Here is a 13,840-nt window from a genome sequence, read left to right on the forward strand (position 1 = left end):
GGACGACGCACCGCGCGCCGCGGCGGCGGCGTACGCGGACGCGGCGCGCACGGCCGGTCTCACGCCCGACGAGGCGCTCGACCTCGTGCGCGGCGTGCTGCTCGGCACCGCGGCGCCGCGCACCCCCCGGCGCGGCTGACGGTCACGTGCGCCGGCCGGCACCGCGACCGGCCGGCACGTCGCACCGACCGGCACGAGCCCGACGTCCCGCGGCCCTACAGCCCCTGCCACACCGGCTTCGACGCCCACGTCTCGCGGTAGTACCCCGCCAGCTGGAGCCGGCTCGCCGCCGGCTCGTCGACGAGCACGCTCACGTGCGGGTGCATCTGCAGGACCGTCGCGGGCCACATCGCGCTCACCGGCCCCTCGACGAGCTGGTGCACCGCCTCGGCCTTGCCGCGCCCCTGCGCGAGCAGCACGAGGTGCCGTGCGGACAGGATCGTCGCGAGCCCCTGCGTGAGGCAGTGCGTCGGCACCGCGTCGACGTCCCCGCCGAAGAACCGCGCGTTGTCCTCGCGGGTCTGCCGGGTGAGCGTCTTGACCCGCGTCCGCGACGCGAGCGAGGAGCCGGGCTCGTTGAACGCGACGTGCCCGTCGGTACCGATGCCGAGCAGCTGCAGGTCGACGCCGCCGGCGTCGGCGATGGCGCGCTCGTACGCGGCGCACGCGCCGGCGAGGTCGTCGGCGAGCCCGTCGGGCCCGAGCACGGCGTCGGGGTCGAGGTCCACGCGCGACACCAGCTCGCGCTCGACGACCGTGCGGTACCGCTCGGGGTGGTCCGCCGGCAGCCCGACGTACTCGTCGAGGAGGAAGGCGCGGGCGCGCGCGAACGACAGGCCGTGCTCGCCGTGCCGGCGGGCGAGCTCGTCGTAGACGGCCAGCGGGCTGGAGCCCGTGGCGAGCCCGAGGACCGCCTGCGGACGCGCCGCGAGCAGCCGCTCGACGGCGTCGGCGGCGAGCCGCGCGAGCTCCGCCGCGGGGGCGATGACGACCTCCATCAGACGACCTCCCCCCGTCCGACCAGCGCGGCACCGACCGCGCCCACCGGCACCCCGGGCGGCGCGAGCCGCACCCGGTCCGCCAGGCGCAGCGACGCGAGGAACGGCGACGCGGCCGCCTCCGCGTCGAGGGCGGCGCGCACGGCGTGCAGCAGCGGCGCGCCGACGTTGCTCACGCCGCCGCCCACGACGACCCGGTCGACGTCGCACGTCAGCACGAGGACGCGCACCGCCGCGCCCACCGCCCACGCGAACCGGTCCCGGACGCGCACGGCGTCGGGGTCCCCGGCCGCGGCCGCCTCGAACAGCACCGCGGGCGCGGGCCGCCCGTCGGTCGACGGCCACGCGGCGTCGAGCGCGCTGCCCGACGCGTACTGCTCGACGCACCCGCGCTGCCCGCACTTGCACGCCAGCCCGTCGGGCACGAGCGTCAGGTGCCCGACCTCGCCCGCCGCGCGGTGCGTGCCCCGGCGCAGCTGCCCGTCGAGCAGCAGGCCGGCGGCGACGCCCGTGCCGAGCGCGAGGAACGCGAGGTCACGCGCGTGCCCCGCCCGGTCGGGCCCCGGCACCGTGTGCGCGGCGCCGAGCACGGCCACGTTGAGGTCGTTCTCGACGCGCACGACCGTGCGTCCGCCGAGCACGGCCGTGGCGGCGGCGGCGAGGGCGAACGGGTGCGCCACGCCGACGTTGACGGCGTGCTCCAGGGTCCCGGTCACCGGGTCGACGACGCCGGGCACGCCGACGCCCACGCCGACGAGCCGCTCGAGCGCGAGCCCCTGGGCCGTCGCGAGCGACCGCACGGCCGTCGTGACCGCGTCGAGGACGCCGTCGGGCCCGGCCACGGTCGGGGCACGGTGCGTACGGGCGACCCGCCCGTCGGCGTCGAGCAGCACGGCCAGCACCTTGGTGCCGCCGACGTCGACGCCCACGGACCAGCCGGGCGGCCGGGACGCGGCCTGGGCCGCGCGCACGCCGTCGGGGGTGCCGGCCGGTCCGGCGACGCGCAGCGCCGCCGCTCCCCCGGCACGCAGGGTGGTGGTCTCCATCGCTCAGCCCTTGACCGCTCCGGACACGAGCCCGCCGGTCATCCGCCCCTGCACGACCAGGAAGAAGATGATCACGGGCACCGCGACGAGGACCGACCCCGCCATGAGCGCCCCCCAGTCGGTCGCCTTGGTCGCCTGCTGGAACGTGCGCAGCCAGACCGGCAGGGTCATCTGCTCGGGCCGCGTCATGATGATCAGGGCCATCATGAACTCGTTCCACGCCTGCAGGAACGCGAACACCCCGGTCGCGACGAGCCCCGGTGCGAGCAGCGGGAACGTCACCTTCCAGAACGCCCGCCCGCGCGAGCAGCCGTCGATCATGGCGGCCTCCTCGAGCTCGACCGGGACGCCGTTCACGAACCCGCGCAGCGTCCACAGCGTGAACGGCAGGACGCCCGCGAGGTAGACGACGCCGAGGCCGACGACCGTGTTGAGCAGGCGCCACCCGTCGACCAGCTGGAAGACGCTGATCATCATCGCCTCGCCCGGGACCATCTGGACCACCAGGATCGACAGCACGAACGCGCGCCGGCCCCGGAACCGGAACCGCGTGACCGCGAGCGCGCCGACGAAGGCGAACAGCATCGACGCGACCAGCACGAGGAACGTCACCTGCAGCGACGTTCCCAGCGCGGGCAGGAACGGCGAGCGCACCTGCTCGAACATCGCGGTCTCGTAGTTGCGCAGCGTGAGCTGGTCGGGCCAGAAGTGCACGCGCGGGCCGATGATCTCGTTCGTCGGCAGCAGCGACGTGTTGACCATCCAGTACACGGGGAAGGCGAACGCCGCGGCGACGAGCGCGGCGACGACGCCCCAGCCCCACGACGACGCCCGCCTGCGCGCCGGGCGGCGGCGCGGCGTGACGACGGCGGGGACCGCCACGGGGCGGGCGTCCGCGCTGACGGCCGGCGCGGCTCCGGCGGCTGCGACGCTCACAGCTCCTCCTCCTTGATCGTCGCGCGCACGTAGTAGGCCGAGATCGCGAGCATGATGACGGTGAAGACGACGGCGATGGCGCTGGCGGCGCCGTAGTGGCCCTGCGCCATGCCCATCTCGTAGATGTAGACGCCGAGCGTGCTGGTCTCGGACCGCACCCCGCCGATGCCCTGCAGGACGAAGATCTGCGTGAACACCTTCAGGTCCCAGATCATCGACAGGACGATGAGCACCGTGTAGATCGCGCGGACGTAGGGCACCTGGATGCGGAAGAACCGCTTCGGCGCGCTCGCGCCGTCGATCTGCGCGGCCTCGACCACCTCGTGCGGGATCTGCGTGAAGCCCGCGTACAGCGTGAACGCCACGAACGGGATCGCGCCCCAGACGATGACGAGCGTCGCCACCGCGAAGAACTGCAGCGGCTCGATGAGCCACGGGTGCCCCATCCAGCTCTCGCCCGTCAGGGCCGTCAGCGCGTGGTTGACGACGCCGTACTGGGTGTCGAACATCCAGCCCCACACGAGCATCGCCGCGAGCGGCGGCATGGCCCACGCGAGCAGCAGCCCGACGGACAGCACGAGCCGCATCGCGCGGCCCAGCTTCATGAGCAGCAGCGCGATGAGCGTGCCGAGCGTGATGGTGAGGACGACGCACACGACCATGAGCGCGAAGCTGCGGGCCGTGACGGTCCAGAACCGCGCGTCGGTGAGCGTCTCGGTGTAGTTCCGCAGGCCCACGAACTCGGCCGGCACGCCCATGAGCTGGGCGCGCTCGTACTGCTGGAACGACAGCCACACCATCCGGACCAGCGGCCAGCCGGTGACGACGCCCAGCGCGGCGAGGCTCGGGGCGAGCAGGAGCCACGGCAGGAGCCGGGCCGGGGTGATCGCGCGCGAGGCGCGGGGGGCCGGCGCCGCCGACGACGGTGCGGCCTGGAGCGTGGTGGAGCTCATGGAGGTCCTTCCCGCGGGGCGCCGGGGCCCCGCCCGCCGTGGGGCGGGGCCCGGCGCGTCCGGTCAGCCGTTGAGGATGGACTCGATCGTGGAGTCGAGCTCCTCGGCGACCGCCTCGACGTCCTCGCCCTGCGCGAGGCGGACGAGTGCGTCCTGCATGACCTTCTGCGCCTCGACGTCGCCCCACTTCGGCGTGGCCGGGGTCAGCCGCGCGTTGGCCGCGGCGGCCGCGGCGGCTGCGGTGACCTCGTCGTCCGGCAGCGCGTCCGCGAGGGAGACCTTGGCCGGGATGAGGCCGTTCTCCGCCAGGATGGTCTGGTACTCGTCCGACAGCATGATCGCGAGCGCGTCCTTGGCGAGGTCGGGGTTGGCCGACTTCGCCGCGACCGCGACGTTCGAGCCGCCGGCGAACACCTGCGCCGCGCCGCCGTCCTTGCCGGGCAGCGGGAAGGCGTGCAGGTCGGCGCCGAAGGTCTCCGGGCAGCCGGGCACCTCCGCGTCGGCCTCGGCGAGGATCGACCACTTGATCCAGCTCGGCGCCGAGAGGAACGTCGTCGCGCCCTCGCAGAACGGCACCTGCAGGTTCGTCTCGTCGCCGTCCTTGGGCGCGTTCGACGCGTTCTGGAACAGGTCCTGGACCTGCGTCAGGCCGGCGATGCCGCCCTCGGTGGAGAAGCCGGCCTCCCACTCGTCGCCGTTCTGCTCCGCGATGTAGCCGCCGTTCTCCCAGACGAACGGGAGCATGTTGTACCAGTCCTGGCCGGGGAACCACACGCCCGAGTGCGTCTCGGTCCGGGCGGCCTTCGCCGTGGCGACGTACTCGTCGAGCGTCGTCGGCACCGCGGCGCCGCCGAGCACCTGCTGGCTGTAGAACACCACGCGCGACCCGGCGTAGTAGGGCGCGGCGTAGAACGTGCCGTCCCACGTGCCGGCCTCGATGAAGCCCGGCAGCAGGTCGTCGCCGCCCAGCTCCTCCGCGACGTCGTCGAGCGGTGCGAAGAAGCCCGACGACGTGAACGTCGCCGCCTGCGTGTTGCCGACCTCGACCACGTCCGGGCTGTCGGAGCCGGACAGCGACGTCGTGAGCTTGTCGACCAGACCGGTCCACGACTGCTCCTGGATCACCAGGGTCGAGCCCGGGTTCTCCTCCTCGAACGTCTCCTTCAGGTACGTCCGGGCGTCCTCGGGCGTGTCCGTGCCGACGAGCCAGACGCGGATCTCGGCCCCCTCCGAGCCCCCGTCCGTCGCGTCGGTGGAGCCGCCTGCCGAACCGGACGAGCACGCCGTCAGCGTGAGCGCCGCCGCGAAGCCGGCGGCCGCGAAACGTAGGATCTTCACGTTGGGGTTCCTCCCATGAGCGAGGCGGTCGTCACGCCGACGACGCCGGGGGTAGCTGCCGACCTGATGACGGTCGGCTCGGGGTCGTCACGTGACCCCGAGCCGGCCTGTCGGCCCGGGACCGTCACGTGATCCCGAGCTGACCGGAGAGGACGAGCACGGCGGCGCCCGCGAGCGCCGCGTCCTCGTCGAGTGCCGCCATCCGCAGGCGCAGGTCGTGCCCGATCACGGGCATCGTCCGGGCGCGCACGGTGGCGAGCGCCGCCTCCCGCAGGGGTCCGTCGAGCAGCTCCGGCGGGCCGGAGAGCAGGACCTCGGCGAGGTTGAGCGCACTGGCGACGGGGGCCAGGGCGCGCCCCAGCATCCGTCCGACCGACGCCAGCGCGGCGTCGGAGTCCTGGGGGTCGAGGCCGGCGACGCGGCGGCGCAGGGCCGGCGCGCTCAGCACGGTCTCGAGGCAGCCGCGGCGGCCGCACGCGCACGCCTGCGCGTCCTCGCCCGCCGTCGTCTCGTCGACCACGGTGACGTGGCCGATCTCGCCGGCGGCGTGGCCGCGGCCGCGGACCAGCGAGCCGTCGACGAGGAGCCCGGCGCCGACGCCCTGGCCGACGGTGACGATCATCGTGCTGGGGTCCGCGCCGCCGAAGGTGTACTCGCCGAGCGCGCGGGTGTTGGCGTCGTTGGCGACGTGCACGGCGACGCCGAGCGCGGCGGTGAGCCGGGCGGCGAGCGGGACGTCGAACCAGCCGCGGTTGGGTGCCTCGCGCACGGCGCCGGTGTCGTCGATGACACCGGGCGAGGAGATGCCGACGCCGACGACCGGGTGCGTGGTCGCGTCGACGAGGCGGCGGCACACGTCCTCGACGAGGTCGACGGCGGCGGCGCCCGTGGTGCCGGCGCTGGGCTCGTGGATGCGGGTGACGACCTCGCCGTCGAGGGTCATGACGGCGCCCAGGACGGTCTCGTCGTCCGTGAGGTCGACGGTGACGACGTGGTGGTCGGCGGAGCGGAGCCCGACGAGGGTGGCGGGCTTGCCGACGCGTCCCTCGGACCGCACGCCGAGCTCGGCGACGAGGCCCTCCCCCAGCAGCGCCGCGACGAGGTCGGACACGGTGACGCGGGTCAGGCCGGTGCTGCGGGCGATGTCGGCGCGGGACGACGGGCCCTCGTGGAACAGGTGACCGAGCACGAGCGACCGGTTGTGGGCCCGGGCGTGCTCCGGCAGCACCTTCGTGGTGGGGCGCAGACCGCGCCGCACGGGGTTGGTCGCGGGGCCGCCGGCCGACCGCGTCGTCGTCGTCACGTTTGTTAGTAGACCTTCCTTACAAATCTGCGTCAAGGAGGTGTCGTGACCGTGATCACATCGTGACCGCTGGTTCACAGGGCCGTAGCACGCGCGCCCGACGCCACCCGCCCGTGGGCGGACGGCCTGCTCTCCTGCTCAGCCGGCGGCGGCGACGCCCCGCGCGCCGAGCCACCCGCGGGCGCCGCGGTGCTCCACCGAGAGCGTGGCGCAGCGCACGCCCTCCGCCAGCGCCACGAGCGGCGTGGCGCCGCGCACGAGCGCCGCCGCCATCGCACCGTGCAGCACGTCCCCCGCGCCGAGCGTGTCGACCACGGCACCGGGCAGCAGGTGGGCGGGGCGCACGGACGTGCGGTGCACCGACGCCGCACCGGGCGTCGCCGCCCGCACGCGGACCGGACCGGCGCCCGCCGAGCGCGCGACGAAGCGCGGGCCGCGCGCCGCCACGGCGTCGAGCAGCGCGTCGACGTCCTCGGGACGCTCGGGGGCCGCCGCAGCAGGCGGCCGGAAGTCCGCGGACAGCACGGCGAGGTCGACGTGCTCGAGCAGCGCGTCCGTCCCCGGCTTCCAGCTGCCCCCGTCGAGGAGCACCGGGACGCCCTCCGCACGCGCCGCGCGCGCGAGCGCGGTCGCGGCCCCGGGGAGGTGGCCGTCGACGAGCACCGCCGCGGCCCCCTCGAGCACCTCCGCCGCGGGACCGTCCGCGACGACCACCTCCGCACGAGCCCCGTTGACGGACGCGACCGCGCGCGCCCCCGTCGCGCGCGTGACGAGCACGGTCGAGACGGGCAGGACCCCCGGACGTGCGGGGGCGAGGTCGACGACCTCCACGCCGGCGTCCGCGAGCCCCGCGCGGGCCACGTCGGCGAGCGGGCCGCCCCCGAGGGCCGTGACGAGGCGGGCGGGCACGCCGAGCGCCACCGCGACGGCGGCGGCGTTGGCGGCAGGGCCGCCGAACGTGACGTGCAGGTCCTCCGCGACGACCTTCTCGTCCGGCCCGGGCAGCGCCTCGACCGTCTGCTGCACGTCGAGCGTCGTCAGCCCGCAGCACACGAGCCCGCCGCTCCCCCACGCCGTCCGCGTCACCCTCCGATCGTCGCAGTGGCGCAGGTCACGCGCACGCCCGTGCCGCACCCGATCTCGTCGCAGCGTCACGCTCCCGGGGCTTTTGTCCGGTCCGTCCCTCGTGGTCGGATGGCTCAGCAAGCGCTTCCCCCCTCGAGAGGCAGTTCATGTCCCCCTCCTCCACGCGCCGCCCCTGGCGCGTCGCCGTGGCCGCGGCCCTCACCGTGGCCGTCGGCGGCACGCTCGGGCTCGTCACGGCCGTCACGGCGTCGGCCGCCACCGTCGACCCGTCCGCCTGGTACGTCCTCGTCAGCCGCAAGAGCGACAAGGTGCTCGAGGTCCGCGACGGCTCGGTCGCCGCCGGCGCCGTGCTGCAGCAGGGCACGCGCACCGACGCCACCGCGCAGCAGTTCCGCTTCCTCGCGTCCGGCGACGGCCGCTACCGCCTGCAGAACCGGCAGTCCGGCAAGGTCGTCGAGGTCGCGGGCGCGTCCACCGCCGACCGTGCCGCCGTGCGCCAGGCGACCGACACGGACGCCACCCACCAGCAGCTGCGGCTCCTGACGCAGTCGTCGTACGTGCGGCTCGCCGTCGAGCACTCGGACAAGGTGCTGCAGGTGGCGGGCGCCTCGAAGGCGGCCGGTGCGGCGGTCACGCAGGGCGTCGACGCCAAGTCGTACCACCAGCAGTGGCGGCTGGTGCAGGTGGGCACCGGCACGGCGCCGACCACCGCACCGACGGCCACGCCGCGCCCGACGGCGTCGGCCACCCCGACGGCCTCGGCCACGCCGCGCCCGACGAGCGCGCCGACCGCGACACCCGGCACGTTCCCCGCCTGGCCGAGCGCGACGGGCCAGCAGAAGGTGTCCGCCACGATCGCGATCTCGGGCACGCGCGACCTCGGCCTCGTGCGCCACTACGGCATCTCCTCCGGCGACCAGGGCGAGTCCCAGCCGCCGATGTTCCAGCTCGCCGACGGCGCGGTGCTGAAGAACGTCATCCTCGGCGAGGGCGCGGGCGACGGCATCCACTGCCTCGGCACGTGCACGCTGGAGAACGTGTGGTGGGAGGACGTCGGCGAGGACGCGGCGACGTTCAAGGGCACGTCGGCCTCCCAGACCATGACGGTCGTCGGCGGCGGTGCCCGCGGCGCGTCCGACAAGGTGTTCCAGCACAACGGCCCCGGCACGTTCGTCATCCGCAACTTCCAGGTGAGCGACTTCGGCAAGCTCTACCGCTCGTGCGGCAACTGCTCGAAGCAGTACGCCCGCACGGTGCGCGTCGAGGACGTCCGGGTCACCGCACCCGGCAAGTCGCTCGTCGGCATCAACCCCAACCTCGGCGACCGCGCCACCCTCACGGGCGTGACGATCGTCGGCGACGCCTCCCGCAGGATCGTCGTCTGCGAGGAGTACAAGGGCGTCACGTCCGGCGAGCCGTCGAAGACCGGCTCCGGCCCCAGCGCGGCCTGCGGCTACAGCACCGCGTCCGTCACCTACCGCTGAGGCGACCGCTCACGCGCGGGGCGTCGCCACGGCGGCGCCCCGCGTCCGCGGCCGTGCCCGGTCGACCACCGCCCACGTGACCGCGCCCAGCACGGCCGCCGCCAGCAGGACCGACGGCCACGCGCCGAGCAGGTCCGCCGCGAGGTGCGACAGGACGAACGCGACGACGGCGACCACGACCACGGCGACGGCGGCGGCCCACCCCACGCGCCGGCCCGCACGCCACGCGCACCAGGCGCCGCCGGCGAGCAGCACCGCACCCCCGAGCGCCCGCACCCCCGTGCCCTGCGCGAGCGCGAAGCCGAGGACGAGGGTCGCGGCGGCGAACGGCCAGACGGGGACGCGGCTCATGCCGCCACTGTAGGCAGCGCGCCCCGCGGGTCGGTCACGGAGCCGGCCCCGACGGCGCGGGCGCGGGTGGCCGGACGTCCCGTGCGGGCGCCACCCCCGCGGCCCTACGGTGGACCGTGGTCGACGTCGCCCGCGCCCGCGCGGCGCGGGCCCGCCGCCGCCGCACCGCCAGCACCCATCGCGCACCCGGAGGCCCACGTGCCCACGCCGCCCACCGACCCGACGACCACGAGCGCCTGGCAGGCCCTCTCGGAGCACGAGAGCACGCTCCGCCCGGACCTGCGCGGGTGGTTCGCCGCCGACCCGGAGCGCGCCAGCCGCCTCACGTTCGGGCTCGCGGACCTCACGGTCGACCTGTCGAAGAACCTCGTCACCGACGAGACGCTGGCCCTGCTCGTGCGCCTCGGCGAGGAGGTGCACCTGACCGACCGGTTCGCCGCGATGCTGGCCGGCGAGCACATCAACGTCACCGAGGACCGCGCGGTGCTGCACACGGCGCTGCGCCGGCCCGCCGACGCGGAGCCGCCGCTCGTCGTCGACGGGCAGCAGGTCGACGACGACGTCCAGGAGGTGCTCGGCAAGGTCGCCGCGTTCGCCGAGCAGGTGCGCTCGGGCGAGTGGACGGGCGTGACCGGGGAGCGCGTGCGCACGGTCGTCAACATCGGCATCGGCGGGTCCGACCTCGGGCCCGTCATGGTCTACGAGGCGCTCGAGCCGTACGTGCAGGCCGGCCTCGAGGTGCGCTTCGTGTCGAACATCGACCCGACGGACATCGCGCAGAAGACCGCCGACCTCGACCCCACGACGACCCTGTTCATCGTCGCCTCGAAGACGTTCACGACCCTCGAGACGCTGACGAACGCGCGGCTGGCGCGGCAGTGGCTGTGGGAGCGGCTCGCCGCGGACGGGCACCTCGCCGACTCCGACGAGGCGCGCCAGGCGGCCGTCGCCAAGCACTTCGTCGCCGTCTCCACCGCGCTCGACAAGGTCGCCGACTTCGGCATCGACCCCGACAACGCGTTCGGGTTCTGGGACTGGGTCGGCGGGCGGTACTCGGTCGACTCCGCGATCGGCACGTCGCTCGCGATCGCGATCGGCCCGGACGCGTTCGGCGACCTGCTCGAGGGCTTCCACGCCGTCGACGAGCACGTCCGCACGACGCCGCTCGCGCAGAACGTGCCCTTCCTCATGGGCCTGCTCAACGTCTGGTACGTCAACTTCCTCGGCGCGCACACGCACGCCGTGCTCCCGTACGCGCAGCAGCTGCACCGCTTCCCCGCGTACCTGCAGCAGCTGACGATGGAGTCGAACGGCAAGTCGGTCCGCTGGGACGGCACGCCCGTCACCACGCAGACCGGCGAGGTGTTCTGGGGCGAGCCGGGCACCAACGGGCAGCACGCGTTCTACCAGCTCATCCACCAGGGCACGCGGCTCGTCCCCGCCGACTTCATCGCCGTCGCGAACCCCGCCTACCCGCTGCGCGACGGGGAGACGGACGTGCACGCGCTCTTCCTCGCGAACTTCTTCGCGCAGACCAAGGCGCTCGCGTTCGGCAAGACGGCCGACGAGGTCCGTGCCGAGGGCACCGCCGAGGACATCGTCCCGGCGCGCGTCTTCTCGGGGAACCGGCCCACGACGTCGGTCCTGGCGCCGGCGCTCACGCCGTCGGTGGTCGGCCAGCTCATCGCGCTGTACGAGCACATCACGTTCGCGCAGGGCGTCGTGTGGGGCATCGACTCGTTCGACCAGTGGGGCGTCGAGCTGGGCAAGAAGCTGGCGATGGAGATCGCGCCCGCGGTGCAGGGCGACGCGGCGGCGCTGGAGGCGCAGGACCCGTCGACGCGTGCGCTCATCGCGCGGTACCTGGAGCTGCGCGGCTGACCCGTCCGGCCCCGGTCCGCGGGGGTCCGTCGTCCCGGTCGTGCACGACGACCAGGGCGACGGACCCGCCGGCGGGCCGCGTCAGGCCGTGAAGCGCTCCGCGCGCTCGACCACCCGGCCGACGCCCGCCTCGGCGTCCCACGTGTACACGGTCCGGCCCTCGATGAGCACGTGCTCGACGCGCGCGTGCACGTCGAGCGGGTCGGCGGACCAGATCACGACGTCGCCGTCGCGGCCCGGCTCGAGCGCGCCGACGCGCCCCTCCAGGCCGAAGAACGACGCCGGGTTGACCGTCAGCGCCTCCAGCGCCGTCCGCGGCGGCAGACCCTCCTTCACCGCGAGCGTCGCCTGGTGGACGAGGAAGTTGATCGGCACCACCGGGTGGTCGGTCGTGATCGCGACCCGCACTCCGGCCGCCGCGATCGCCGCGAGGTGCGCGATGGACCGGTCCCGCAGCTCGACCTTCGACCGGCTCGTGAACATCGGGCCGAAGATCACGGGCACGTCGCGCTCGGCGAGCACGTCGGCGATCTTGTGCGCCTCGGTGCCGTGGTTGATGACGAGCCGGTAGCCGAACTCGTCCGCGAGGCGCAGGGCCGTCGCGATGTCGTCGTGCCGGTGCGTGTGCTGGTCCCACACGAGCTCCCCGTCGAGCACGCGCGCGAGCGTCTCGAGCGCCAGGTCCGGCGCGAACGGCTCGCCCTTCTTCTCGGCCGCCGCGCGCGCGGCCGCGTAGTGGCGGGCCTTCGCGAACGCCTCACGGATCACCAGCGCCGTGCCGAGCCGCGTCGACGGCAGCTGCTTGCGCTCGCCGTACACCCGCTTCGGGTTCTCCCCCAGCGCCGACTTCACCGACACCGACGCCGAGATGACCTGCTCGTCGACGGTCCGCCCACCCCACGTCTTCATGGCGACCGACTGCCCGCCGATCGGGTTGCCCGACCCCGGCTTGACGACGACCGACGTGACGCCGCCGGACAGCGCGTCGCGGAACCCCTCGTCGTCGACGTTCACCGCGTCGATCGCGCGCACGCCCGCCGTGTTCGGCACGGTCATCTCGTTCGTGTCGTTGCCCGCGACGCCCTCGCCCTCCTCGTGCAGCCCGACGTGCCCGTGCCCCTCGACGAAGCCGGGCAGCACCCACCGGCCCGTCGCGTCGACGACACGCGCACCCTCGGGGACCGCGACGTCGGCACCCACCGCGGTGATCACGCCGTCCTCGACCAGCACCGTGCCGCCGTCCACGGGCGGGCCGACGACGGGCACGACGTACCCGCCGGTGATCGCGACGACGGACGGGCGGGCGGCGGTTCCGGAGCTCATGCCTCCCACGGTACGTCCGTCGGTGCGCGGGTCCGGCGGCCGGGAGGGGCCGGTCAGGAGGCCGGCGTCGCCACGCACCGCAGGCGCTGCGTGAGCAGGCTGCCGGTGCCCTGGTAGCCGAACTCGGCGGTGGCGCCCGCCGCGAGCCGGCCGTTCCACGCGGCGTTCGCGAACGTGCCGCCCGTGCCCGTCGCGCTCCACGCGTGCGCGACGGACGGCGTCGGCCCACCGATGAACGACACGCGCCAGCCCGAGACGGGGACGTCGCCGGCACGCACGCGCACCGTCGCGACCCACCCGCCGGGCCACGAGCTCGTCACCGTGTGGGTGGCCTGGCAGCCGTCGTCGGCGGTCGAGGGAACGGTCCACGACGGGCTGGGCGTCGGCGTGGCGGTGCTGGTCGGGGTGGGGGTGGGGGCGGGCGTGGGGCTCGCGGTGGCGGGCGGCGTCGCGGTGGGCGTCGGCGGGGGCGTCCCGGTGCCGCCGACGAGGCCGAGCGCGCGCACCACGCCGGGGTACCAGGCCGCGGCCATGCGCGCGAACCCGCCCTCGTGCGGGTGCACGCCGTCGGTCGTGTCACGTGCCGGGTCCCACCCGGTCCACTGGTCGACGACCAGCACGGGCGACGCGGCCGTCGACTCCGCCGCTGCCCACCCCGGCACCCGCGCGTTGAGGGCCCGCGTCCGCTCCGGGCACTCGGCGCACGTCGGCGGCGCCACGGGGATGATCTGCGCCACCACGACGACGACCCGGGGGTCGACCGCACGCGCCTGGCGCAGCAGGGTGGACCACGCGTCGAGCACCTGCTCCGGCGTGCGCCCGCTCCACACGTCGTTCGTCGCGAAGTGCAGCAGGATCACCTGCGGCCGCGCGGCGGCGAACCATGCCGCGGCCTGCCCGGACGCCGCCACGTTCGTCACGAGCGCACCGCCGTGGCCCTCGTTGTCGCCGTCGTGGGCGATCCCGCAGCCCTGCGCCGGGAGCGAGCCGACCATGTCGACCGCGTACCCGGCGGCCGTCAGGTCGCGGTGCAGCATCGCGCGCCAGCAGCCGGGGTTGCCGGTGATCGAGTCGCCGAGCGGCATCACCCGCACGGGCGGGGCGGCAGCGGCGGGCACGGGCGCGGCGGGCGCGGCGGCGG

Annotated in this window: 12 protein-coding genes; 2 read left to right on the forward strand and 10 right to left on the reverse strand. The window is 75.0% G+C overall.

Annotation, left to right across the window (positions count from 1 at the left end; all coding sequences use genetic code 11):
* Window positions 1–215: 215 nt before the first annotated feature.
* From nagB to AB6N23_RS13520, 7 genes are all read right to left on the reverse strand, one after another.
* Window positions 216–998 carry a glucosamine-6-phosphate deaminase gene (gene nagB / locus AB6N23_RS13490; RefSeq protein ID WP_412866545.1) on the reverse strand — a complete coding sequence of 261 codons (783 nt, stop codon included), beginning with the start codon at window positions 996–998 and terminating at the stop codon, window positions 216–218.
* Window positions 998–2,044, reverse strand: coding sequence for an ROK family protein (locus AB6N23_RS13495; RefSeq protein WP_412866546.1), 1,047 nt, complete (start codon window positions 2,042–2,044; stop codon window positions 998–1,000). The genes nagB and AB6N23_RS13495 overlap by 1 nt, the downstream gene beginning before the upstream one ends.
* A 3-nt stretch (window positions 2,045–2,047) precedes the next feature.
* The gene (locus AB6N23_RS13500; RefSeq protein WP_412866547.1) at window positions 2,048–2,980 is read right to left on the reverse strand and encodes a carbohydrate ABC transporter permease; all 933 of its coding nucleotides are present in this window, start codon (window positions 2,978–2,980) and stop codon (window positions 2,048–2,050) included.
* Window positions 2,977–3,933: a carbohydrate ABC transporter permease gene (locus AB6N23_RS13505; protein WP_412866548.1), complete on the reverse strand. Its 957-nt coding sequence runs from the start codon at window positions 3,931–3,933 to the stop codon at window positions 2,977–2,979. The genes AB6N23_RS13500 and AB6N23_RS13505 overlap by 4 nt, the downstream gene beginning before the upstream one ends.
* Before the next feature lie 63 nt (window positions 3,934–3,996).
* Window positions 3,997–5,271 (reverse strand): extracellular solute-binding protein, encoded by a 1,275-nt coding sequence (locus AB6N23_RS13510; RefSeq protein ID WP_412866549.1) that lies wholly within the window; start codon window positions 5,269–5,271, stop codon window positions 3,997–3,999.
* A 124-nt stretch (window positions 5,272–5,395) separates the two neighbouring features.
* Complete coding sequence (locus AB6N23_RS13515) at window positions 5,396–6,574, reverse strand: ROK family transcriptional regulator (protein ID WP_412866556.1); 1,179 nt, start codon at window positions 6,572–6,574, stop codon at window positions 5,396–5,398.
* A 138-nt stretch (window positions 6,575–6,712) separates the two neighbouring features.
* The gene (locus tag AB6N23_RS13520) at window positions 6,713–7,660 is read right to left on the reverse strand and encodes a PfkB family carbohydrate kinase (RefSeq protein WP_412866550.1); all 948 of its coding nucleotides are present in this window, start codon (window positions 7,658–7,660) and stop codon (window positions 6,713–6,715) included.
* Window positions 7,661–7,806: 146 nt separating this feature from the next.
* Here AB6N23_RS13520 and AB6N23_RS13525 point away from each other — a divergent pair, with 146 nt between their 5' ends.
* Window positions 7,807–9,144, forward strand: coding sequence for a pectate lyase (locus tag AB6N23_RS13525; RefSeq protein ID WP_412866551.1), 1,338 nt, complete (start codon window positions 7,807–7,809; stop codon window positions 9,142–9,144).
* Between the two features lie 9 nt (window positions 9,145–9,153).
* Here AB6N23_RS13525 and AB6N23_RS13530 read toward each other — a convergent pair whose 3' ends face one another.
* Window positions 9,154–9,495, reverse strand: coding sequence for a hypothetical protein (locus AB6N23_RS13530; protein ID WP_412866552.1), 342 nt, complete (start codon window positions 9,493–9,495; stop codon window positions 9,154–9,156).
* A gap of 198 nt (window positions 9,496–9,693) precedes the next feature.
* On the opposite strand from AB6N23_RS13530, the gene pgi reads away from it, so the two are divergent.
* Window positions 9,694–11,376, forward strand: a complete 1,683-nt coding sequence (pgi, locus tag AB6N23_RS13535) for a glucose-6-phosphate isomerase (protein ID WP_412866553.1) — start codon at window positions 9,694–9,696, stop codon at window positions 11,374–11,376.
* 81 nt (window positions 11,377–11,457) lie between these two features.
* Here pgi and AB6N23_RS13540 read toward each other — a convergent pair whose 3' ends face one another.
* Together AB6N23_RS13540 and AB6N23_RS13545 are read right to left on the reverse strand one after the other, a co-directional pair.
* On the reverse strand, window positions 11,458–12,699 hold the full coding sequence (locus AB6N23_RS13540; protein WP_412866554.1) for an amidohydrolase: 1,242 nt from the start codon (window positions 12,697–12,699) through the stop codon (window positions 11,458–11,460).
* Between the two features lie 53 nt (window positions 12,700–12,752).
* A partial coding sequence (locus tag AB6N23_RS13545) for a GDSL-type esterase/lipase family protein (RefSeq protein ID WP_412866555.1) occupies window positions 12,753–13,840 on the reverse strand: 1,088 nt, incomplete at its 5' end.

Source organism: Cellulomonas pasadenensis, assembly GCF_047229365.1.
Lineage (GTDB): Bacteria > Actinomycetota > Actinomycetes > Actinomycetales > Cellulomonadaceae > Cellulomonas.

What these genes read in the sequence shown, in the direction of transcription:
- AB6N23_RS13525 (WP_412866551.1), top strand. Translation starts at nt 7,807, where the DNA reads ATGTCCCCCTCCTCCACGCGCCGCCCCTGGCGCGTCGCCGTGGCCGCG.
- AB6N23_RS13505 (WP_412866548.1), bottom strand. Translation starts at nt 3,933, where the DNA reads ATGAGCTCCACCACGCTCCAGGCCGCACCGTCGTCGGCGGCGCCGGCC.
- AB6N23_RS13540 (WP_412866554.1), bottom strand. Translation starts at nt 12,699, where the DNA reads ATGAGCTCCGGAACCGCCGCCCGCCCGTCCGTCGTCGCGATCACCGGC.
- nagB (WP_412866545.1), bottom strand. Translation starts at nt 998, where the DNA reads ATGGAGGTCGTCATCGCCCCCGCGGCGGAGCTCGCGCGGCTCGCCGCC.
- AB6N23_RS13495 (WP_412866546.1), bottom strand. Translation starts at nt 2,044, where the DNA reads ATGGAGACCACCACCCTGCGTGCCGGGGGAGCGGCGGCGCTGCGCGTC.
- AB6N23_RS13530 (WP_412866552.1), bottom strand. Translation starts at nt 9,495, where the DNA reads ATGAGCCGCGTCCCCGTCTGGCCGTTCGCCGCCGCGACCCTCGTCCTC.